We start from the raw sequence: 19,880 nt of genomic DNA on the forward strand, positions 1-19,880 counted from the left end.
GGGCCTGTAGGACATTTAGCCTGAATGGGTGGGAGGCTATCAGCTGAGCGTCGACCTCGGCACCTCGAACACCGTCGCGGTGCTCGCGGGGCCGGACGGCGTGCACCATCCGCTGCTGTTCGACGGCGAGGAGTTCATGCCGTCCGCGACGTGTCTGGACAACGCGCCGCACCTGCTCGCCGGCCGTGACGCGCTCGCCCTCGGCCAGTCGTTCCCGGACCGGCTCGCCGCGTACCCGAAGCGCTGCGTCGACACCGGCGGCGTCGTCCTCGGCGGGGTCGAGTGCCCGGTCACCGACCTGTACGCGGCGGTCCTGGCCCGCGTGGCGGCCGAGGCGCGGCGCGTCGCGGGCGAGCCGATGAGCACCGTGACCCTCAGCCATCCCGCCTGCTGGGACCGCCGCCAACAGCAGACGCTCACGCGCGCCGCCGCGAAGATCGGTCTGGGCCCCACCAGGCTCGTCGCCGAGCCTGTCGCGGCGGCCCTGCACGTCGTCGACTCCGGCGTCCTCGACGTCCCCGACGGCATGTCCCTCATCGTGTACGACCTGGGCGCCGGCACCTTCGACGCCGCCGTCGTCTGCCGGACGGGCGCGACGTTCGAGGTCCTCGCGCAGCGCGGCCTGCCCGACGCGGGCGGCCTCGACCTCGACGCGGCCATCGTCAGGCACCTCGGCGCCGTGCTCGCCGACGACACCATCCGGTGGGAGCGGCTCACCCGCCCGCAGACGGTCGAGGACTGGCGGGCCGGCCGGCGCCTGCTGGACGCGGTCCGCGCCGCGAAGGAACTGCTCTCCGTGGCCGAGTCCACCACGATCCAGGTGCCACTGTTCGAGGAATCGGTCCTGTTGGACCGGAAAGATCTGGAGAAGGTCGCCCGCCCGCTGCTCGACCGGACGGTCGAGGCCACCTGCGGCGCGATCACGGAGGCGGGCATCATGGCCGAGGAGGTCGCCGGCGTGCTGCTCATCGGCGGCGCCTCCCGCATCCCGCTCGTGTCCCGGCTGCTGCGCGACCGGCTCGGCTTCGAGCCGACCCTGGACCGCCGGCCGACGCTCGCGGTCGCCGACGGCTGCCTGCCGGTCCGCCCCCGCAACGCCGCCCGCCGCCCGCGCCGCGCCACCGCCGCCACCGTCTCCGCCGCGGCCGCCTCCCGCGCGGTTGCCGCTGCCGCGAACGCGGCCTCTGAGGATGCCGCTCCTGTTGCGGATGCTGCTGCTGTTGCGGATGCTGCTGCTGTACCGCCCACCGCCGCGCCGCCCGTCTCCGCCCCGCCGGTGTCGTCGCCGCCCGTCTTCACGCCGCCCGTCTCCGGTCCGTCGCCGTTCGCGCCCGCTGCCGGGCCTTCGCCCTTCACACCGGCTGGCGGTCCGTCGCACTTCGTGCCGACCGCCGGGCCGTCGCCCTTCGCACCGTCCTCCGCCGGCGTGCCGTCGGCGGCCGCACCGGTCGATGCGGCCTCGCCTGTCGCGTCGCCGGCGGATGTACCGTCGGCCGCGGCGCCGCCCGTCTCGGCACTGCCGGTCTCCGCCCCGCCTGTTTCTGGGCCACCGGTGTCGGCACCGCCTGTGTCTGGGCCGCCCGTTTCTGGGCCGCCGGTGTCTGGGCCGCCGGTGTCTGGGCCGCCCGTTTCTGGGCCGCCGGTGTCTGGGCCGCCGGTGTCTGGGCCGCCTGTTTCCGGACCGCCGGTGTCGGCGCCGCCTGTTTCCGGACCGCCGGCGGCCGACGAGGTGGCTGATGCGGTGGTCGACGCGGAGCCCGAGGCCGCGGAGCCCGAGGCCGCCGAGCCTCCGGAGCCGGAGCCGCCGCGCGTCCCGCACCCGGCGTCCAGGGCACACGCGTCCGCCGTCTCGCACGTGACCGACGCCGAGCCGGAGCCCCCGGTCGAGCAGCCGCCCCCCGTCGCGCACCCGGCATCGGCCGCGCGCGCGTCCGCCGCGGACCACTCGCCGGGCGCCCGGCGCAGGACGTACGGCAGGCACCCCGGCTCCGGCCGCCAGCGGGCGTCGGTTCCTCAGGCAGACGACAGCTGGGACCCGCACGAGACCCCGTCCCCGGACGGGGCGCCGCAGGACTCCTGGGGCTCGCCCGAGGAGGAGCACTGGGACCCGCGCACGACGCCGGACCAGTACGCCGCCGCGCCTCCGCACGACTGGGGCGCGGCACCCGGCCACCAGGAGCCCTGGGACCCGTACGGAGCTGCGCACGCGGCTTCGGCCCGTCACGAGTCCTGGGACCCGCGAGACGCCGCCCCGCACGCGGCTCACGCCCCCCAGGAAGCCTGGCATCAGCAGGAGGCGTGGGAATCGCAGGAGACGTTCGTCCCGCACGAGGCGTGGACCACGTACCCGGCGACCGGGTCGCCCGAGGCCGCTTCGACGAGCACGGCCTCCGCGCCGCCCCAGACCCCGTGGGTGGACCCCCACCCACACCCGACCGGCGCGTCGCGGCAGTCGTCAGCCTGGCCGTGGTCCGAGCCGGCGTTCGGCCAGGCACCCGCCCCCGCGACGACCGCGCCGCGGAAGACCCCCAAGGTGCGCCGCAAGCCCGCGAACATTACGGCCGGCAGCACCAGGTCGAAGGCCGTCCGAGCCGCGAAGATCACCGCCGGCACCCTCACCGGCGCGGTCGTGGCCATCGTCACCGGCGTGTGGGTCGGCTTCGCCGTCGCGCCGTCGGAGCAGCTGCCCACGATCCAGGTCGGTCAGTGCGTCCGCCAGGACGGGGCCCAGGCCCGCCGCGTCGACTGCACCGAGCCCGACGCCTACACCGTCACCGCCAGGGTCTTCCCGGCCGGCTCGTGCCCCGACCCCGCCCAGCCCTACGCGATGCAGGAGCAGACCCAGCTCTGCCTCGCCCCCGCCGCCCGCAAACCCGCGGGCCCGAAACCCGCTGCCCCGCCGACCCGCCGCTACGGCCCCTGACCGGCGGCTAGGGTCGAGCGCATGGGGCGCGATGACTGGGCAGTGGAAGACCACCTGCGCGGCAAGCCGGCCGGCAGCGTGGAGCTGTACCACCGATTCGTCGAGCTCGTCGAGGCGTGCGGCCCGTTCACCTATGCGGTCGCCAAGACCACGATCACGTTCAAGGGCAGCAGGCGCGGGTTCGCCGGCGCCCGGCCCACCACGCAGGGGCTGGCCGGATACCTGGACCTGGAGCGGATGGTCGAGGATCCCCGGATCCTGCGCGCGTCGCCGTACACGAAGCGCCTGTTCGTGCACCAGTTCCGCATCGGCGACCGCGGGCAGCTCGACGACGCGTTCGCCGGATGGGTCGCCGAGGCGTACGAGGTCGGCCAGGGCGGGCACCTGACCCGGTGAGCGCTGCGCGGTTGGTTAACTGAATCGGCTAAGTTCCATCCTTGACCGATGTTCGGTGGAGTCGTAACCTGACTTCGCTTAACCGGTTAGGTCGATCACGTTCAATGCTCGCGGCTGGCGCCGGCCGCGGGACACCCCGCCCGATCGGCATCGAAGGAACCCGCATGAGCAAACCCGCCCGCCGCCGATGGCCCGCCGCGCTGACCGCCGTCCTCCTGGTCCTGGTCGGCGCCGTCGTCACGCTGACCGGCGTCAACCAGGCCGCCGCCGCCACCGCCTTCGTCCAGCGCTGCGGCATCCGCTTCTGCCTCGGCGGCAAGAGCTTCTACTTCGCCGGGACCAACACCTACGACCTGTTCACCTACGGCTCCGGCTCCGGTGACACCGAGACCCAGTACATGGACAAGGCCAAGATCGACGCGCACATGACGAACCTGGCCGCCGACAAGGTGACCGTCCTGCGCCTGTGGATGTTCAGCATGGAGAGCTGGCACGGCTTCGAGACCGCCAAGGGCGTCTACAACGAGCAGCAGTTCGCCCTGTTCGACTACATCATCGAGTCGGCCCGGACCCACAACATCCGCCTCATCCCGGTCTTCGACAACTACTGGGAGGCGTACGGCGGGATCGACCGCCGCCTTCAGTGGGAAGGCCTGTCCGGCGGCCAGCCTGGCCGGGGACAGTTCTTCAACAAGTCGAAGTGCCCCGGCTGCTTCACCAGCTACAAGAACTACGTCTCGTACGCGCTGAACCGCACCAACCACTACAGCGGCGTCAAGTACAAGGACGATCCGACCATCATGGCGTGGGAGCTCATGAACGAGCCGCGCTACGAGAACCAGACCCCCAACGAGAACACCAGCGGCACGACGCTGCGCGCCTGGGTCGACGAGATGGGCGCGTTCATCAAGGGCATCGACCCCAACCACCTGCTCGGCACCGGCCTGGAGGGCCACGAGACGCGGTACGGCTTCGGCGGCGACGAGGGCAACCCCTTCGTGTACATCCACCAGTCGCCGTACATCGACTTCACCTCCGCGCACCCGTACCCGACGGAGTCCTGGGCGAACCTCGGTATCGAGCAGACGAAGACCCTGGTCCGTGCCTGGATCAACGACTCGCACAACCTCGTCGGCAAGCCCTTCTTCATGGGCGAGTTCAACGTGCACAACGTCGATCGGACCGCCTGGTTCAGCGCCCTGTACAGCGACTTCGAGGCCGCCGGCGGCGACGGCAGCGCCTTCTGGTGGTACTCGGCCACCAACGTCGACGGCAAGTTCGGCGTCATGAAGGGCGCACCCGAGCTCGCCCCGTTCCGCACCCACTCCGCCAACATGATCACCAAGAGCGGCGGCGTCGTGCCCAGCGTGTCACTCTCCGCCAGCCCGTCGCGGACGCCGTCCACGTCACCGTCGGCCTCGCCATCGGTGCCGCCACAGTCCGGCCCCTGTACCGTCCACTATGGACTGTCTGACTGGGGCGGCACGTTCAACGGCGACGTGACGATCCGCAACACCGGCACCGCCCCGATCACCGGCTGGGCCCTGCGGTGGACGTTCCCGGGCAACCAGGTCGTGACGAACATGTGGAACGCCGTGCCCGCCCAGACCGGCAACCAGGTGACCGCCAGGAACCCGGCCGACTACAACGTCACCATCCCCGCCGGCGGCAGCCTGAACTTCGGCTTCAGCGCCACCTCGGTCCCCGGCACCAACGGCATCCCGTCCACCTTCACCCTCAACGGCGCCACCTGCACCAAGGTCTGACGAGGTGGGGGCCGGTCCGCCGGCCCCACCTCCTGCATCTCCGCGGCGTCCGGAAACGCGGCGACCGTCTCCGCGGCGAGCTCCCGCAGGACGTCATCGGCCGGCCTGGTCCGCGCGACCGCGCCCGCCGCGTCCGGGGCGGCACCGAGCAGTACCACGAGCCCACCAGTCAGCGCCTCCGCATCGCCCCGGACGCCCCCGTCGGCGGCGACTTCCTCGTCAAGGCCGCCCTGTCCGAGATGCTCCCCGCCGACGAGACCACCGCCGACGTCACGATCCTGCGCCACGTCCGCCTCACCCCCGATTAGGCCCGCAGCGTCGCCGAGCGCTTGGAGCAGTTCGCCGGCAGCGACCACCTCCCCACCGACGACCCCACCGGCGAGCCCCACGGCATACTGCTCAGCCTCTACCGTGCCGACATCCCCTCCCTCCCCGTCGAGCCCTCCGCGCCGGCGCACACAGAGCAGTAATCGGAAGGTTGCGGGTTCCAGCCTCGCCGTCGGCTCTCAACTCGATTGCTTGTTTACGCTGGTCAACTGCCTCCTTCCGTTCCTCTTTCTCGATGGATCGAACGCGAGGATCTTGGCATCCGGGCCCTCGGAAACCTCGGTACCGGGGGGCCGGCCTGGGTCGGCTGCGGAGAGGTCTCCTGCTTGGCAAGAGCAACCAGCACGGCAAACTGCTCCGGGGTGATGTCACGGAGTTCAGGTCCTGGGCCGCCACCACCGACAGCCTTCCAGCGGCCGCAGAGCGCTGAGGAAGCCGGTGGCAGCACCGATCCAGGTTTCATCGCGCGGCGTCGGCCACACTGCGGCATGCCAGTCGGCTGCTGCGCCGCGCCGGAACTGCTGGCATGCCAAAACTGCGTTTCAGGCGTGAGCTGGGGATTTGCCTAGTGGATCAAGCGGTGGCGCGTCCGACGAGGAGTTCCGCGCCTTCGGCATCGGCGTGCCGGCGCCGCGGGACAAGGTCGACGGGTGGATGCCGTCGCTGGGCTATGCGCCGCTGGACCGCCTGCCCGGGATGCGTGACCGCGTCGCCACCGCCGCGGCGGCGGCCGGCCGCTCGATGGACGACATCACCTGCGCCCCCAACGTCGAGGTGCGCGTCGGAGACGTCAGGCCCGGCGTGATCTCCGGATCGCCGGACCAGGTCGCCGAGCGGCTGCGGGCGCTGACCGGGATGGGCTTCACCGTGCTCAACCTGAAGCCGTCCGGACCCGGTCGGGACGAACAGGTCGAGCGCCTCGCCCGCGAGGTCCTACCGGCCGTCTGACCAACACCGCTCCGGCCGTCGTGGTCGTCACGGCGCCGCCTCGCGATATCTTCGGTGACTGCCTCGTCGACGCTCTGGCCGTGTAGCCGGCGCGACCGGTCGCTTACCAGCGCCGCGGGACGTCCCGCGGCGCTGTGTGTTGCGGTTCGTCGCGGATTTTGACGGTTCTGTTACGTCCGTGCGTCCGTGGCGTTCTTGACACGCTGGGCGCCCGTGGCCAAGATGTAAAAACCAAGCGCTTGTTAGGTTTGTGGACATGAGGCCAAACGGCCGGCGGTGTTCGCCGCGATCACTCCTCCTGAGGCTGACGATTCGTATAATTCCGTGACAGGGGTACAAATGGGCGTTTCATTGACGAGCCGCATCGTCAGCTGTCTCGCGCTGGCGGCGCTCACCGTCGCCGGCTGCGGTAACAAGGCGGGGAACGAAAAGCCGAGCAACGGCACCGCGTCCGGCGCTCCGATCATCATCGGTCTGGACGAGGACAGCACCGGCTCCGGCGCCTCCTACAGCACCATCGCCGGCAAGACGATCCGGCTGGCGATCCAGGACGTCAACGACAAGGGCGGCGTGCTGGGCCGCCCGCTGCAGCTGGTCGTCGAGAACGACGAGTCCGACCCGACCAAGGTGCCGGCCGTGCTGCAGAAGCTCGCCGGCCAGGGCGCCAAGGCACTGTTCCTGCAGAGCGGCAGCGCCGCCATCCTCCAGGCGAAGTCGACGCTCACGGCGCTCGGCCTGCCCGCCATCGCACCCACTGGTGTCACCGCCACACTGGTCGCACCGCCGGACAACGAGCTGATCTACATGCTCGCCAACACCACCACGGACTGGGCACAGGTGTACTGCGGCGCCTTCAAGGCCGCGAACATCACGAAGATCGGCGTCCTCACCGACGACACGACCACGATCGCCGCGCTCGACAAGGCGCTGCTGCCGGCGCTGTCCTGCGTGCAGATCGTGGCCACCGAGAAGGGCGCGGCCAACGCCTCCGACCTGTCAGCGCAGGTGGCCCGGCTCAAGAACGCCAACCCTGACGCGGTCCTGGTGACCAGCGTCGGCGGCGCGTTCGAGGTGCTCGCCCAGAACACCCTGGGCAGCCAGATGAAAGGCACGAAGCGCTTCTCGCTCGCGTCCATCGGCAACCAGCCCGCCTCCTGGAAGCTGGCCGCCCCGGGCGCCCTGGAGGGCCTCATCTTCATGGGCTCCATCAACACGGCAAACCCGCGCACCCAGGCGCTTGTGACCCTGCTGAAGGACAAGTACGGCAAGGACTACGACATCACCGCATACGACGCCCAGGCATGGGACTCGGTGCACGTGCTCAAGCTGGCGATCGAGAAGGCCGGCGGGGTCGACGACTCGAAGAAGCTCAACGAGGCGATCCAGAGCGTCAAGGGCTACCCGGCCACCTTCGGCCAGGCGAACTTCACGCTGTCGTTCGGCGCCGACAAGCACCTGGGCGCGGACGGGGCGTGCGGGCTGTCGCTCATCGAGTTCGGCGCGGACAACAAGCCCAAGGGCCCGTGGGCCACTTTCCAGCCGCCGTGCGCCAAGTAGTGAGGTAACAGTATGGGCCAGCTGCAGCTGTGGTTGTCCGCCCTCGAGATGGGGTGTTTCTTCGGCCTGCTCGCGCTGGCCTACTACCTGGTCCTGGTCGGCGCCGGGTTCTTCAACTTCGCGATCGGGCCGTACGCGATGGTCGGCGGGCTGTGCACGTCGTACCTGGTGCTCTACGAGGACATGAACGTGTGGGCCGCGGCGGCGGTGGCGATCACCGCCGCCGCGGCGCTCGCCGTCGTCACCGAACTGGTCGTGGTCAGGCCGGTGCAGCGCCGCTCCGGCGGCGGCGAACTGCCCGCCCTGGTCGCCGTCGCGGCGGTGCTGTTCGCGATCCAGCAGCTCGGCGGGTACCTGTTCGGCTACACCACGTTGCCGGGGCAGAACCTCCTCACGTTCGATCCGGTGACGGTCGGCGACACGGTCGTGCAGCCGAGCGCCCTGGTGCTGCTCGCCTTCACCGTCGTCGCGTTCGCGGGTCTCGCGGTGTGGATCCGTAGCACCCGTACCGGCCGGCTGCTACGCGCGGTCGGTGACAGCACCCACGCCGCCGGACTCCTCGGCCTCCCCGTCAACCGGGTGCGGCTCATCGCGTTCCTGCTGTCGGGTCTGCTCGCCGGGATCACCGGGCTGCTGTTCGCACCGAAGGCGGGCGTCAGCTCACTGTCGGGGCTCAGCTGGGCGCTGTCGGGCTTCCTCGCGATGGTGGTCGGCGGCACCGGCTCGGTCTGGGCGCCGCTCGTCGGCGGGCTGCTGCTCGGCGCCGTCGAGGTCTTCGTCCCCTACTACTTCGGCGGACAGTCCCACGTGTACGGGCTGCTGATCGTCGCCCTGTTGTTCTTCGCCCTCAAACCGAGCGGCCTGTTCGTGCGGAGGGTACGAGCATGAAGCGCTTCCCCGGCTCCTTCGGCCTGCTGGGCGGCGTCGTGGGCGCGGTGCTGATCCTGCTCTGGGTCGGCGCGGACGGCTACAAGCAGACGCTGGTCACCACGACCGCCACCTACGCGCTGATCGCACTCGGCATGTACGTGCCGTACCTGATGGCGGGATCACTGTCGATGGCCTACGGCGCGTACGCCGGCATCGGCGGCTACGCGGTCGGCCTGATCTCGACGAAGAGCGGCCTGCCGCTCATCCTCGCCTGGGTCGCCGGGCCGATCGTCGCGGCGGCCGTCGCCGTGCTGCTCGGGCTCGCCACCCGGCGGCTGTCCGGCTTCTTCCTCGCCGCGGTGACGCTGCTGTTCGGGATGGCGTTCACCGCCTGGCTGGTGGACGCCGAAGGTATCTCCGGCGGCTCGGGGGGCCTCGGCAGCCTCCGCAAGCTCGACATCCTCGGCTGGCAGCCCAGCCACTACCAGGTCGTCGTCGGCTGCACCGTCGTCGTGTGCGTCATCGCGTTCCTGCTCGACCGGCTGCGGATGTCGCCGTGGGGTGTGATCGTGCGGACCATGCGCGACGCGCCCCGCGCGGTGGAGGCGGCCGGGGTGCGGGTGCCGGTGATGAACCTCGTGTCCCTGGCCATCGGCGCCGCGATCGCGGCCGTCGGCGGCGGCCTGTTCACCTACTCGGCCGGCAGCGTCACCCCGGACACGTTCACCCTCAACCTGGTGTTCCTGGCCATCTTCATGCCGCTCATCGGCGGCGCGGCCACCCCCTGGGGCGCCGTCCTCGGCGCCGTCATCGCCGTCGAGCTCACCCTGAACTTCCCCGCCGTGGAGACCAGCGGCACGCTGATCCTCGCGCTCGGGGTCCTCGTCATCCTGCTCATCGCGCCGCAGGGCGTCATCGGATACGCGAGCAGGCTCACCAAGCTTGTGGGGGGACGCCGTGGCTGAGACGCTCCTCGTCGGATCCGGCCTGACCAAACGCTACGGCGGGGTCACCGCCCTGCAGGACGTGTCGTTCTCGCTCACCGCCGGTGAGGTCCTCGGCCTCGTCGGGCCCAACGGGGCCGGCAAGACGACCCTGGTCGACCTCATCTCCGGCGCGCAGCCGGCCACCGAGGGATTGTTGACGCTGCGCGGGCAGCGCCTGGCCGGTCCCGCGTCCCGGCGCGCCAAGGCCGGGCTGGCCCGCACCTTCCAGTATCCGCAGCTCGCCCTCGAGCTCACCGTCGCGGAGAACCTGCTGCTCGGCCGGGCCGCCCGGCGGCACGGCACCGTCTGGCAGATGATCGCCGGGTCGTTCAGCGGGGCGTTCCGCCCGTACCCGCCAGCCGACCTCGCCGCCGTCGCCGCGATCGCCGAGGAGCTCGGCATCGACCGGCTCGACCGGCCCGCCGGCGACCTGTCCCTCGGCGAGCAGCGCCTCGTCGAGGTCGGCCGCGCGCTCGGCCAGGACCCCCTGGTGCTGCTGCTCGACGAGCCGTTCGCCGGCTCGGACGCGGCTGGCGTCACCGGCATCTCCGAGGTGGTGCGCACCGTGCAGCGGCGCGGCCACGCGGTGATCCTCGTCGACCACAACGTCGACCTCGTCGCGGGCCTCGTCGACCGGATCATGCTGCTGGACCGCGGCCAGTCGGTGTTCGACGGCTCGCCCCGGGAATGCCTCGACAGCCCGCAGATGCAGCAGGTGTACTTCGGGGCCACCGACCCCGCCCCGGCCGCTGCCCCAGATGACGCCGAGGAGGTTCCGCATGTCGTCTCATGAGCTGCGCCTCGAAGGGCTGACCGTCCGTTACGGGCATGCCAGCGCGGTCGAAGGTGTGGACATCGTCGCGCCCGGCGGCGTGATCACCGCCCTGGTCGGGCCGAACGGCGCCGGCAAGAGCAGTGCACTGCTCGCCGCGTACGGCTCGGTCGCGGCGACCGGCCGGGTGTTCCTGGACGGTGAGGACGTCAGCCGGCTCAAACCGGCTGCCCGGGCCCGCGCCGGGATCGCCGTGGTGCCGCAGGGCCGCCAGCTGTTTCCGAAGCTCAACGTCGCGGACAACCTGCAGGTCATGGCGGAGCTGCTGCGCCTGCCGCGGAGTGCGGTGCAGACCGCGATCGACCGCTTCCCCATCCTGCGGACCCGGATGAAGAGCCTCGTCGGCGTGCTGTCCGGCGGTGAGCAGCAGATGCTCGTCGTGTCCCGGGCGCTGATGGGCTCGCCGCGGGTGCTGCTGCTCGACGAGATGATGACCGGGCTCGCCCCGCTCGTCGTGCAGGAGCTGCTGCGCACCGTCACCCAGCTCGCCGGCGAAGGCGTCGCGGTGCTCATGGCGGAGCCCGCCCTCGGCGCGGTCCGCGGCGCCGTCGACCGCGGCTACGTGCTGGTCCGTGGTGAGGTGGTCGCGACCCGCGAGGACGGCGGCGCGGCCCTCGACGGCGAGTACCGCACCCGGATGGGTGTGCTGAAGACCGCCGCGCACTGACCCAGCCGCATCGGGCCCGTACGACGTCCTTCGTCGTGCGGGCCCGAACGGTGTGGTCAGGCGGCGTAGCCGCCGTCGACGTCGAGCTTCTGGCCGGTGATGAACCGGGCCCGGTCGCTGGCGAGGAAACACACTGCCTCGGCGACGTCGGCGGCGGTGCCGAACATCCGCAGCGGGATGTTGCCGCGGGTCACCTCCAGGGCGCGCTCGTCCAGATCGCCGTCGGCGATGAGGCGGGCCGCCATGCCGTCGGTGAGCATGCCCGGCCCGACGCAGTTCGCCCGGACGCCGAAGCGGCCCTCCTCTGCGGCGATCCCGCGCACGAGCGCCTCGACCGCCGCCTTGGGGCCGGCCGAGAGGCCGTCGCGGACCGGGAACCGGCGGGTGGCGGCGGTGGTGACCGCGACCAGGCTGCCGCGGGATTCTCGCAGCCGCGGCAGGGTCGCGGCGAGGATGTTGAAGAACCCGGCCACGTCCTCGGTGAGCTGCGTGGCGAACCGGTCCGGCGCGACCCGGCTCAGGTGCAGCATCGGCACGTGTGGCCCGGCGGCGTGCACCAGGGTGTGCACGACCGGTGCCGCGTCGATCAGCGCCGCGCACGACGCCGGGTCGCTCAGCTCGACCCGGTGCGCGCTCGCACCCGGCAGGTCGGCGGCGAGAGCCTCGGCCGCTGCGGCGTTGCCGCGGTAGGCGAGCAGCACGCGGCTGCCGCGGGCGGCGAGGAGGCGGGCGACGGCGCTGCCGATGCCGCCGGTGGCACCGGTGACGACGGCGACGCCCTTGCGGAACCTGAAATCCATCCGCTCAAGGTACCAAGCAAGCGTTTGGTAGAGTACCCGTCGTGGAGCTGAAACTCGGGGTCATGCCCGTCCTCGGCGGCACCGGCGCCGCCGATCCCGCCACCACCGCCCGCTTCGTCCGGCTGCTCGAGGACCTCGGCTGCGAGTCCGTCTGGGCCGTCGAGCACGTCGTGGTCCCCGACGACTACACCTCTGCGTATCCGTACGACCCGGGCGGCCGGATGAGCCTCGGCGCCGGCGACGACATCCCCGACCCGCTGCACTGGCTCACCTTCGCCGCCGCGCACACCACCACGCTGCGCCTCGGCACCGCCATGCTCATCCTGCCCGAACACCACCCCGTCGACCTCGCGAAACGCCTCGCCACCGTCGACGTGCTCAGCGGCGGGCGGCTCCTGGCCGGCATCGGCGTCGGCTGGCTGCGCGAGGAGTACGACGCCCTCGGTGTGCCGTTCGAGGAACGCGGCGCCCGCGCCGACGAGTACCTCTCCGCCATGCACGCGCTCTGGACGCAGGCCCCGGCGAGCCACACCGGCCGGTTCGTGTCGTTCCACGACGTGCACAGCCGCCCCCGGCCCACCCGCCCCGGCGGCGTGCCGATCGTCGTCGGCGGGCACTCGCTCGCCGCGGTGCGCCGGGCCGCCCGCTTCGGCGGCGGCTGGTATCCGCTCGGCGTCAGCGCAGACCGCTTCGCCGAACTGCGGACCGCGCTCGCCGCCGAGTGCGCGGCAGCCGGCCGCACCATCGACGACGTCGAGATCACCATGAGGGCCCCGGGCAACGTGGGGGAGCTGGAGACGCTGCGCTCCCTCGGCGTCTCCCGGGTCGTCATCCGGGCCGACCCCGCCGACCTCGTCGGCGTCCGGGACAAGGTCCGCCGGTATCAGCGAGAGGTGCTCCGCGCATGAGATCCGTCATCGTCACCGGCGCCGCCCAGGGACTCGGCAAGGCGCACGCACTCGCCTTCGCCGCGGCCGGCGCCCGCCTCGTGCTCAACGACCTGGACGCCGGCGCGCTCGCCGAGGTCGCCGCACACACCGGCGCGGTCGCGTTCCCCGGCGACATCGCCGACTGGGACTTCGCCGCCGCCCTCGTCGGCAAGGCGGTCGCCGAGCACGGCCGCCTCGACGCCCTCGTCAACAACGCCGGCCTGGCCCGCGACCGGATGGTCGTCAACCTCGCCGAGGACGAGTGGGACGCCGTCATGAGGGTCAACCTCAAGGGCACCGCCGCTCCGCTACGGCACGCCGCCGCGCACTGGCGGGCCCGGGCCAAGGCCGGTGAGGACGTCGCCGCCCGGGTCGTCAACACCACCTCCGGCGCCGGGCTCATGGGCAGCGTCGGGCAGGCGAGCTACAGCGCCGCCAAGGCCGGGATCGCCGCACTGACCCAGGTCGCCGCCGCCGAACTGGCCCGCTACGGCGTCACCGTCAACGCCATCGCCCCCAGCGCCCGCACCGCGATGACCGAGGAGGTCTTCGCCGACGCCATGCGCGCCCCCGACGCCGGCTTCGACGAGATGGACCCCGGCAACGTGTCCCCGCTCGTCGTCTGGCTCGCCGGCGCCGACAGCGGCGACGTGACCGGCCGGGTCTTCGAGGTCTCCGGCGGCCGGGTCAGCGTCGCCGGCGGCTGGCAGCACGGCGAGGTCCGCGACGCCGGCCGGCGTTGGCACCCCGACGAGCTCGGCCCCGTCGTGCGCGACCTGCTGTCGCGCGCACCAGCCCCGGCGGCCGTCTATGGCGCCTGAGGTGAGCCTCCGGGCGGCCGACGTCCGCGCCTGGCTGCGGGAGCACCTGACCGGGGAGTTCGCCCCGCTGGTCGGCGCGGGCGGACCGGGCCGGGAGCACGAGCAACTGGAGCTGCGGGCGAAGTGGGAGCGGGAGCTCGGCGCCGCCGGCTGGATCGGCCTCGGCTGGCCGGCGCCGTACGGCCGTGGCGCGAGCATCGCCGAGCAGGTGGTGTTCTTCGAGGAGTACGCCCGCGCCGGCGGCCCAGGCCGGCTCAGCCACATCGGCGAATACCTGCTCGCACCGACCCTCATCGCGCACGGCACCGAAGCGCAGCGCCGCCGCTTCCTGCCGCCGATCGCCCGGGCCGAGGAACTGTGGTGCCAGGGCTACTCCGAGCCCGGCGCCGGTTCCGACCTCGCCGGGGTCCGCACCCGCGCGGAACTGTCCGGCGACCGCTGGCGGATCACCGGGCAGAAGGTGTGGACGTCCCTGGCGCACGCCGCCGACTGGTGCTTCGTGCTCGCTCGTACCGACCCCGCCGCGACCCGCAAGTCCGGCCTGTCCTACCTGCTGGTGCCGATGCGTCAGCCCGGCGTCGAGGTGCGGCCCATCATGCAGCTCACCGGGACGTCGGAGTTCAACGAGGTCTTCTTCGACGGCGCCAGCACCGACGCGGACCTGGTCGTCGGGGCGCCCGGTGACGGCTGGCGGGTCGCCACCCGCACCCTGTCCTACGAGCGCGGTGTCGCCACCCTCGGCCAGCAGCTCGGCTTCGCTCGCGAACTCGACGCCGTGGTCGCCGCCGCGCGGGCCAACGGGTCCTTCGACGACCCCGTCGTCGCGGACCGCATCGCGGAGGCCTGGGCCGGGCTGCAGGGCCTGCGCCACCACGCGCTGCGGGCGCTGTCGGCCACCGAACCGGACCCGGTCGGGGCGTCGGTGGCGAAGCTGCTGTGGGCCGGCTGGCATCAGCGCCTCGGGGAACTGGCCATGGACGTGGGCGGGGCCGCGTCGACCGTCGCCGAGGCCGCGCCGTATGAGCTGACCGACGCCCAGCGGCTGTTCCTGTTCACCCGCGCCGACACCATTTACGGCGGCTCCGACGAGATCCAGCGCAACATCGTCGCCGACCGGATCCTCGGCCGCACCCCGCGAGGCACCCGATGACCCTGGAGCAGGAACAGAAGCAGGAACAAGAGCAGGAGCACGCCGCGCTGCGCGAGAGTGTCGCCGCGTTCTTCAGCACCGGCGCGGACTGGGGCCGGCTCACCGGGGAACTCGGCCTGACCGCCCTGGCCATCGGGGAGGACCACGGCGGCTTCGGCGCATCCCTGGTCGAGGTCGGCATCGTCCTGGAGGAGGCCGGCGCCGCGCTGCTGCACTCGCCGCTGCTGTCCACCACGGTCGCCGCCCTCGCCCTCGACCCGGACCTGCCCGCCGCCGCGTCGCTGCTGCCGGCACTCGCCGCCGGTGACCTGATCGGCGCGGTCGCCCTCGACGGCAGCTGCACCGCCCGGCCCGACGGCGACGGGTTCGTCCTGGACGGCTCGTTCGCGCACGTCCTGGACGCCGAATCGGCCGGGGTCGTGATCGTGTCGGACGGCACTGCGCTGTACGCCGTCACCGACCCGGACATACGGCCGCAGCCGACCCTGGACCAGACCCGCGGGCAAGGGACCCTCGTGCTGTGGCAGGCGCCCGGCCGCCTCGTCGCCCGCGACGCCGCCCGCGCGCAGGACCTGCTGCACGCCGCGCTCGCCGCGGAGTCCGTCGGCGTGGCCCGCGCCTCGCTGCGGGTCACCGTCGAGCACCTGCGCACCCGCGAGCAGTTCGGGGTGCCCCTCGCGACGTTCCAGGCGCTGCGGCACCGCGTCGCCGACCTGCACGTCCACCTCGAACAGGCGGTGTCATCCGTGTGGTACGCCCTGCGCGCCGCAGGCACCTCCGAGTTCGCCACCGCGGCGCCCCTCGCCAAGCTGATCGCGACGGAGGCCGCGTGGACCGTGACCCGGGCGTCGATCCAGCTGCTCGGCGGGATCGGCTTCACCTGGGAGCATGACGCGCACCGCTTCCTGAAACGCGCCACCGCCAACCGGCTCCTCGCCGGCGACCCGGTCGCCCTGCGCCGCCTCCTGCTGTCCCGCGCCGGCCTGTAGCGCCGCTACGCCAGGCGTGGCAGCGGCTTCGGTGCCGACCGCACAACGTTGCCGGCCTGCGACATCAGCGTGATGGCCATCTGGAGCACGAACTTGACCGTCACGATGGCGGCCAGCGCCGCCACGGCGACGAGGGTGGCTTTGGCCCGCCAGGCGAGCGACATGTCAAGAGCGTAGGCGGTCGTGCGCCGTCGCGAGGACCCGCCGGATGGTCAGGGCGTGACGGGGCGGGCGGTCTCGGTGTAGCGGGGGAGCTGGCCGCCGCCGTCGACGAGGAGACTCGCCCCGGTCAGGTACGCCGCGAGGGGCGACGTCAGCAGCAGCACCGCGTCGGCAATGTCGGCGGGGGTCGCCATGCGGCCCATGGGGACGGTCGCGGCGACCGCGGCCAGGGCGTCCTCGTCGCCGTAGTGCGCGGCGTTGTCGTCGGTGCGGACCACACCGGCGGTGACGGTGTTGACCCGGACCTTCGGCGCCCACTCCAGGGCCAGGGCGCGGGTGAGGACCTCGAGGCCGGCCTTGGCGGCGGCGTACGCGGCGGTGCCGGTCGCAGCGCGGACACGCTGCCGATGTTGACGATCAGCCCACCGCCCGGCTGGGTCTGCATGACCGCGTTCGCGGCCTGGGCGACGAAGAACGGCGCGAGGAGGTTGAGCCGGACGACGGCGGTCACCAGGTTCGGCGAGGCGGTCGCGGCCGGGACCGCGGGGGAGCCGCCGGCGTTGTTCACCAGGAGGTCGAGCCGGCCGAACCGGTCGACGGCCGTCGTCACCAGCGCGGCGGCCTCGTCCGGCTCGCGCACGTCGGCGGCGGTGAAGACCACCCCGGCCGGCAGGTCGGCAGGTTCGCGCCGGCCGCAGACCAGGACCTGGAAGCCGGCACCGGCGAGGCGCGCCGCGATCTCCCGGCCGACCCCGCGGGTGCCGCCGGTGACCAGCGCGGCGGGTTCAGAGCCGTTCGATGATGGTGACATTCGCCGTCCCCCCGCCCTCGCACATGGTCTGCAGCCCGTAGCGGCCGCCGGTGTCCTCCAGGGTGTGCAGCAGCGTCGTCATCAGCCGGGCCCCGGTCGCGCCGAGGGGGTGGCCGAGCGCGACCGCGCCGCCGTTGACGTTGATCCGGTCCGGGTCGGCGCCGGTCTCCCGCTGCCAGGCGAGGACCACCGGCACGAACGCCTCGTTGATCTCGACCAGGTCGATGTCGTCGATGGTGAGGCCGCTGCGCCGCAGGGCGTGCGCGGTCGCCGGGATCGGGCCGGTGAGCATGTAGACGGGGTCGTCGGCGCGGACGCTCAGGTGGTGCACGCGGGCGCGGGGGCGCAGGCCGTGGGTGCGCACCGCCGCTTCGGAGGCGACCAGCAGGGCTGCGGCGCCGTCGGAGATCTGGCTGGCGAGCGCGGCGGTGACGACCCCGCCCGGGGTGAGCGTGGGCAGGCCGGCCATCTTCTCCAGCGAGGTGTCCGGGCGCGGTCCCTCGTCGGCGGACACGTCACCGTAGGGCGCCGTCTCGCGCGTGAAGCGGCCCGCGGACCGGGCGGCGGCCGCCTTTTGATGGCTGCTCAGCGCGTACACCTCCATCTCAGACCGGCTGAGGGACCACTTCGCGGCGATGAGCTCCGCGGCCCTGAACTGGCTGATCTCCTGGTCACCGTAGCGGGTCTGCCAGCCGGTGGAGCCGCGGAACGGATCGTCGAAGCCATACGTCCGGCCGGCCAGCATCGCGGCGGAGATCGGGATGGCGCTCATGTTCTGCACGCCACCGGCCACGACGAGGTCGGCGGTGCCGGACATGACGGCCTGGGCGGCGAAGTGCAGCGCCTGCTGGGAGGAGCCGCACTGCCGGTCGACGGTGACGCCGGGGACGGCGTCGGGCAGGCCGGCGGCGAGCCAGGAGGTGCGGGCGATGTTGCCGGCCTGCGGGCCGATGGCGTCGACGCAGCCGAAGATGACGTCGTCGACGGCGGCCGGGTCGACGCCGCTGCGGTCCATGAGCGCGGTCAGCACGTGCGCGCCGAGGTCGGCCGGGTGCACGCCGGCGAGGCCGCCACCCCGCCGGCCGACTGGGGTGCGCACCGCTTCGACCAGGTAAGCCTCTGTCATGCTCGACACTTTACCAAGCGAGCGCTTGGTTGGTAAGGTGCGTGGCATGGAACCGTTGAGTGCCCGGACGCTGCCGGACCTGGTGCGCTCCGGCGCCGAGCACCACCGCGACCGCGAGGCGATCGTCGACGGCCCGGTCCGGCTCACCTACGCCGGGCTGGCCGAAGAGGTCGCCAGGTTCGCCGGGGCCCTTGCCGCCAGGGGTGTCGGCAAGGGTGACCGGGTCGCACTGTGGGCGCCGAACTCGTGGCGGTGGGTCGTCGCCGCGCTCGGCGTCGTCACCGCCGGTGGTGTCCTCGTCCCGCTGAACACCCGCTTCAAGGGGCCGGAGGCCGGCTACATCCTGGCTCGCAGCGGCGCGCGGCTGCTGCTGGTCGACGACGGCTTCCTCGGCAACCGCTACGTCGACTCGCTGGCGGCGGAGAACCTACCCGACTTGTCGGACATCGTAACCCTGGCGGAGTGGGACACCTTCAGCCTGCGGGTCGCGGTCACCGGCGCCACCACGGTGCCGGTGGTCATGATCGAGCGGCTCCGCGAGGAGCTGAAGCCGGCGAGGGTGCTCACCGCCTACGGGCTCACCGAGTCCTGCGGCACGGCCACCATGTGCCGCCCCGACGACGACCCGACCACCGTGTCGACCACCTGCGGCGCCGCGATCGACGGCGTTGAGGTCGCCGTCGATCCGGTCACCTCGGAGGTGCTCATCCGCGGGTACAACGTGATGCGCGGCTACTGGCAGGACCCGGCGGCGACCGCCGACGCGCTCGACGCCGCCGGCTGGCTGCACACCGGCGACATCGGCGAGCGCGGCTACCTGCGGATCACCGACCGGCTCAAGGACATGTTCATCGTCGGCGGGTTCAACGCCTACCCGGCCGAGATCGAGCAGGTCCTCGCCCGGCACGAGGGCGTCGCCGAGGTCGCGGTCATCGGCGTCCCCGACGAGCGCCTCGGCGAGGTCGCCCGCGCCTACATCGTCCCGCGAACGGACCACACAGTGACGCATGAGGAGCTTGCCGTGTACTGCAAGGGACGCCTCGCGAACTACAAGTTGCCGCGCTCCTACGTGTTCCTGGACGCGTTGCCGCGCAACGCCAGCGGCAAGGTGCTCAAGACAACCCTGCGCGCGGCGGCGTAGATGGACACCGTCATCGTCACCGGTGGTGCCAGCGGCATCGGCGCCGCGATCGTCCGCCTCGCGCTGGAACAAGGCCTCCGCCCGGTCGTCTGGGACCTGGCCCCGACCGAGGGCGGTCTCGTCGTCGACGTCCGCGACCCGGCCGCGGTCGCGGCGGCGCTGGAGGCGAGCGGGCCGGCCCGGTTCCTCGTCAACAACGCCGGCCCGGCCAGCGGCGGCGCCCCGCTCGGCTTCGCCGAGGGCCTCACCGCGACCGCCGGCAGCGTCGAGACCGTCACCACGGCCTGGCTGCGCACCGGCCCGCCCGAGGGCGCGGCGGTGGTCAACGTCGCCTCCGTCGCAGGGAATCTCGTCGGCACCGACTCGGCCTGGTACTCGGCCGGCAAGGCCGCCATCGCCGGCTACACCCGCCACCTCGCCACCCGGATCGCGCCGGCGGTGCGCGCCAACGCCGTCGCCCCCGGCTTCATCGACACGCCGAGGATGGCCGGGTTCGGCGACACGCCGCTTGGCCGGGACCTCATCGCCCGCAACCCGATGCGCCGCGCCGGGCGCCCCGAGGACGTCGCCGCCGCGGTGCTGTTCCTGCTCTCCCCGTCCGCCGCGTACATCAACGGCGTCCTGCTGCCCGTCGACGGCGGCTGGACGGTCTCCCAGTAACCGTCAAGGAAAGGGGCTG

The 19,880-nt window shown here is 72.6% G+C and carries 18 protein-coding genes and 1 pseudogene; 15 read left to right on the forward strand and 4 right to left on the reverse strand.

Annotated elements, in window-relative coordinates:
• Positions 1-28 precede the first annotated feature (28 nt).
• The 9 genes from ABD332_RS04190 to ABD332_RS04230 all read left to right on the forward strand — a co-directional run bounded on the left by ABD332_RS04190 (position 29) and on the right by ABD332_RS04230 (position 11,272).
• Complete coding sequence (locus ABD332_RS04190; RefSeq protein WP_344499658.1) at positions 29-2,923, forward strand: Hsp70 family protein; 2,895 nt, start codon at positions 29-31, stop codon at positions 2,921-2,923.
• Positions 2,924-2,944: 21 nt separating this feature from the next.
• Positions 2,945-3,319: a DUF5655 domain-containing protein gene (locus ABD332_RS04195; RefSeq protein ID WP_344499660.1), complete on the forward strand. Its 375-nt coding sequence runs from the start codon at positions 2,945-2,947 to the stop codon at positions 3,317-3,319.
• Positions 3,320-3,483: 164 nt separating this feature from the next.
• Entirely contained in the window at positions 3,484-5,085 is a 1,602-nt protein-coding gene (locus ABD332_RS04200; RefSeq protein ID WP_344499662.1) for a cellulose binding domain-containing protein, read from the forward strand.
• Positions 5,086-5,973: 888 nt separating this feature from the next.
• Positions 5,974-6,360, forward strand: a complete 387-nt coding sequence (locus tag ABD332_RS04205; protein ID WP_344499663.1) for a hypothetical protein — start codon at positions 5,974-5,976, stop codon at positions 6,358-6,360.
• A 339-nt stretch (positions 6,361-6,699) separates the two neighbouring features.
• Positions 6,700-7,917 (forward strand): ABC transporter substrate-binding protein, encoded by a 1,218-nt coding sequence (locus tag ABD332_RS04210; RefSeq protein WP_344499665.1) that lies wholly within the window; start codon positions 6,700-6,702, stop codon positions 7,915-7,917.
• 12 nt (positions 7,918-7,929) lie between these two features.
• The gene (locus tag ABD332_RS04215) at positions 7,930-8,805 is read left to right on the forward strand and encodes a branched-chain amino acid ABC transporter permease (RefSeq protein WP_344499667.1); all 876 of its coding nucleotides are present in this window, start codon (positions 7,930-7,932) and stop codon (positions 8,803-8,805) included.
• Positions 8,802-9,752 carry a branched-chain amino acid ABC transporter permease gene (locus ABD332_RS04220; RefSeq protein ID WP_344499669.1) on the forward strand — a complete coding sequence of 317 codons (951 nt, stop codon included), beginning with the start codon at positions 8,802-8,804 and terminating at the stop codon, positions 9,750-9,752. Before ABD332_RS04215 ends, ABD332_RS04220 begins: the two co-directional genes overlap by 4 nt.
• Entirely contained in the window at positions 9,745-10,566 is an 822-nt protein-coding gene (locus ABD332_RS04225) for an ABC transporter ATP-binding protein (RefSeq protein ID WP_344499671.1), read from the forward strand. The genes ABD332_RS04220 and ABD332_RS04225 overlap by 8 nt, the downstream gene beginning before the upstream one ends.
• Positions 10,553-11,272 (forward strand): ABC transporter ATP-binding protein, encoded by a 720-nt coding sequence (locus tag ABD332_RS04230; protein WP_344499673.1) that lies wholly within the window; start codon positions 10,553-10,555, stop codon positions 11,270-11,272. Before ABD332_RS04225 ends, ABD332_RS04230 begins: the two co-directional genes overlap by 14 nt.
• Before the next feature lie 56 nt (positions 11,273-11,328).
• On the opposite strand, the gene ABD332_RS04235 is transcribed toward ABD332_RS04230, so the two are convergent.
• Entirely contained in the window at positions 11,329-12,072 is a 744-nt protein-coding gene (locus ABD332_RS04235) for an SDR family NAD(P)-dependent oxidoreductase (RefSeq protein ID WP_344499675.1), read from the reverse strand.
• 41 nt (positions 12,073-12,113) lie between these two features.
• On the opposite strand from ABD332_RS04235, the gene ABD332_RS04240 reads away from it, so the two are divergent.
• The 4 genes from ABD332_RS04240 to ABD332_RS04255 are packed head-to-tail and all read left to right on the forward strand — an operon-like array spanning position 12,114 to position 15,961.
• The gene (locus ABD332_RS04240) at positions 12,114-12,980 is read left to right on the forward strand and encodes an LLM class F420-dependent oxidoreductase (protein WP_344499677.1); all 867 of its coding nucleotides are present in this window, start codon (positions 12,114-12,116) and stop codon (positions 12,978-12,980) included.
• Positions 12,977-13,822 carry an SDR family oxidoreductase gene (locus ABD332_RS04245; protein WP_344499679.1) on the forward strand — a complete coding sequence of 282 codons (846 nt, stop codon included), beginning with the start codon at positions 12,977-12,979 and terminating at the stop codon, positions 13,820-13,822. Before ABD332_RS04240 ends, ABD332_RS04245 begins: the two co-directional genes overlap by 4 nt.
• A 1-nt stretch (position 13,823) precedes the next feature.
• On the forward strand, positions 13,824-14,972 hold the full coding sequence (locus ABD332_RS04250; protein WP_425552116.1) for an acyl-CoA dehydrogenase family protein: 1,149 nt from the start codon (positions 13,824-13,826) through the stop codon (positions 14,970-14,972).
• Positions 14,969-15,961, forward strand: a complete 993-nt coding sequence (locus tag ABD332_RS04255) for an acyl-CoA dehydrogenase family protein (RefSeq protein ID WP_344499683.1) — start codon at positions 14,969-14,971, stop codon at positions 15,959-15,961. The genes ABD332_RS04250 and ABD332_RS04255 overlap by 4 nt, the downstream gene beginning before the upstream one ends.
• 5 nt (positions 15,962-15,966) lie before the next feature.
• Here ABD332_RS04255 and ABD332_RS04260 read toward each other — a convergent pair whose 3' ends face one another.
• The 3 genes and pseudogenes from ABD332_RS04260 to ABD332_RS04270 form a co-directional block, all read right to left on the reverse strand.
• A complete protein-coding gene (locus ABD332_RS04260; RefSeq protein WP_344499685.1) occupies positions 15,967-16,125 on the reverse strand; it encodes a hypothetical protein in 159 nt (52 codons plus the stop codon).
• A gap of 48 nt (positions 16,126-16,173) precedes the next feature.
• Positions 16,174-16,934 (reverse strand): annotated as a pseudogene (locus ABD332_RS04265) (SDR family oxidoreductase).
• Positions 16,909-18,060 carry an acetyl-CoA C-acetyltransferase gene (locus ABD332_RS04270; RefSeq protein WP_344499687.1) on the reverse strand — a complete coding sequence of 384 codons (1,152 nt, stop codon included), beginning with the start codon at positions 18,058-18,060 and terminating at the stop codon, positions 16,909-16,911. The pseudogene ABD332_RS04265 and the gene ABD332_RS04270 overlap by 26 nt, the downstream one beginning before the upstream one ends.
• Before the next feature lie 46 nt (positions 18,061-18,106).
• Between ABD332_RS04270 and ABD332_RS04275 the strand changes: the two genes are divergently transcribed.
• Positions 18,107-19,201 carry an AMP-binding protein gene (locus ABD332_RS04275; protein WP_344499689.1) on the forward strand — a complete coding sequence of 365 codons (1,095 nt, stop codon included), beginning with the start codon at positions 18,107-18,109 and terminating at the stop codon, positions 19,199-19,201.
• The gene (locus ABD332_RS04280) at positions 19,202-19,861 is read left to right on the forward strand and encodes an SDR family NAD(P)-dependent oxidoreductase (RefSeq protein ID WP_344499691.1); all 660 of its coding nucleotides are present in this window, start codon (positions 19,202-19,204) and stop codon (positions 19,859-19,861) included. It begins immediately after the preceding gene.
• Positions 19,862-19,880: the final 19 nt, after the last annotated feature.

The sequence above is a fragment of the Dactylosporangium maewongense genome (genome assembly GCF_039531485.1).
In the GTDB taxonomy this organism is placed as follows: Bacteria; Actinomycetota; Actinomycetes; order Mycobacteriales; family Micromonosporaceae; genus Dactylosporangium; species Dactylosporangium maewongense.

What these genes read in the sequence shown, in the direction of transcription:
- ABD332_RS04260 (WP_344499685.1), bottom strand. Translation starts at nt 16,125, where the DNA reads ATGTCGCTCGCCTGGCGGGCCAAAGCCACCCTCGTCGCCGTGGCGGCG.
- ABD332_RS04255 (WP_344499683.1), top strand. Translation starts at nt 14,969, where the DNA reads ATGACCCTGGAGCAGGAACAGAAGCAGGAACAAGAGCAGGAGCACGCC.
- ABD332_RS04220 (WP_344499669.1), top strand. Translation starts at nt 8,802, where the DNA reads ATGAAGCGCTTCCCCGGCTCCTTCGGCCTGCTGGGCGGCGTCGTGGGC.
- ABD332_RS04215 (WP_344499667.1), top strand. Translation starts at nt 7,930, where the DNA reads ATGGGCCAGCTGCAGCTGTGGTTGTCCGCCCTCGAGATGGGGTGTTTC.
- ABD332_RS04210 (WP_344499665.1), top strand. Translation starts at nt 6,700, where the DNA reads ATGGGCGTTTCATTGACGAGCCGCATCGTCAGCTGTCTCGCGCTGGCG.
- ABD332_RS04200 (WP_344499662.1), top strand. Translation starts at nt 3,484, where the DNA reads ATGAGCAAACCCGCCCGCCGCCGATGGCCCGCCGCGCTGACCGCCGTC.
- ABD332_RS04280 (WP_344499691.1), top strand. Translation starts at nt 19,202, where the DNA reads ATGGACACCGTCATCGTCACCGGTGGTGCCAGCGGCATCGGCGCCGCG.
- ABD332_RS04195 (WP_344499660.1), top strand. Translation starts at nt 2,945, where the DNA reads ATGGGGCGCGATGACTGGGCAGTGGAAGACCACCTGCGCGGCAAGCCG.
- ABD332_RS04235 (WP_344499675.1), bottom strand. Translation starts at nt 12,072, where the DNA reads ATGGATTTCAGGTTCCGCAAGGGCGTCGCCGTCGTCACCGGTGCCACC.
- ABD332_RS04230 (WP_344499673.1), top strand. Translation starts at nt 10,553, where the DNA reads ATGTCGTCTCATGAGCTGCGCCTCGAAGGGCTGACCGTCCGTTACGGG.
- ABD332_RS04245 (WP_344499679.1), top strand. Translation starts at nt 12,977, where the DNA reads ATGAGATCCGTCATCGTCACCGGCGCCGCCCAGGGACTCGGCAAGGCG.
- ABD332_RS04270 (WP_344499687.1), bottom strand. Translation starts at nt 18,060, where the DNA reads ATGACAGAGGCTTACCTGGTCGAAGCGGTGCGCACCCCAGTCGGCCGG.
- ABD332_RS04275 (WP_344499689.1), top strand. Translation starts at nt 18,107, where the DNA reads ATGGAACCGTTGAGTGCCCGGACGCTGCCGGACCTGGTGCGCTCCGGC.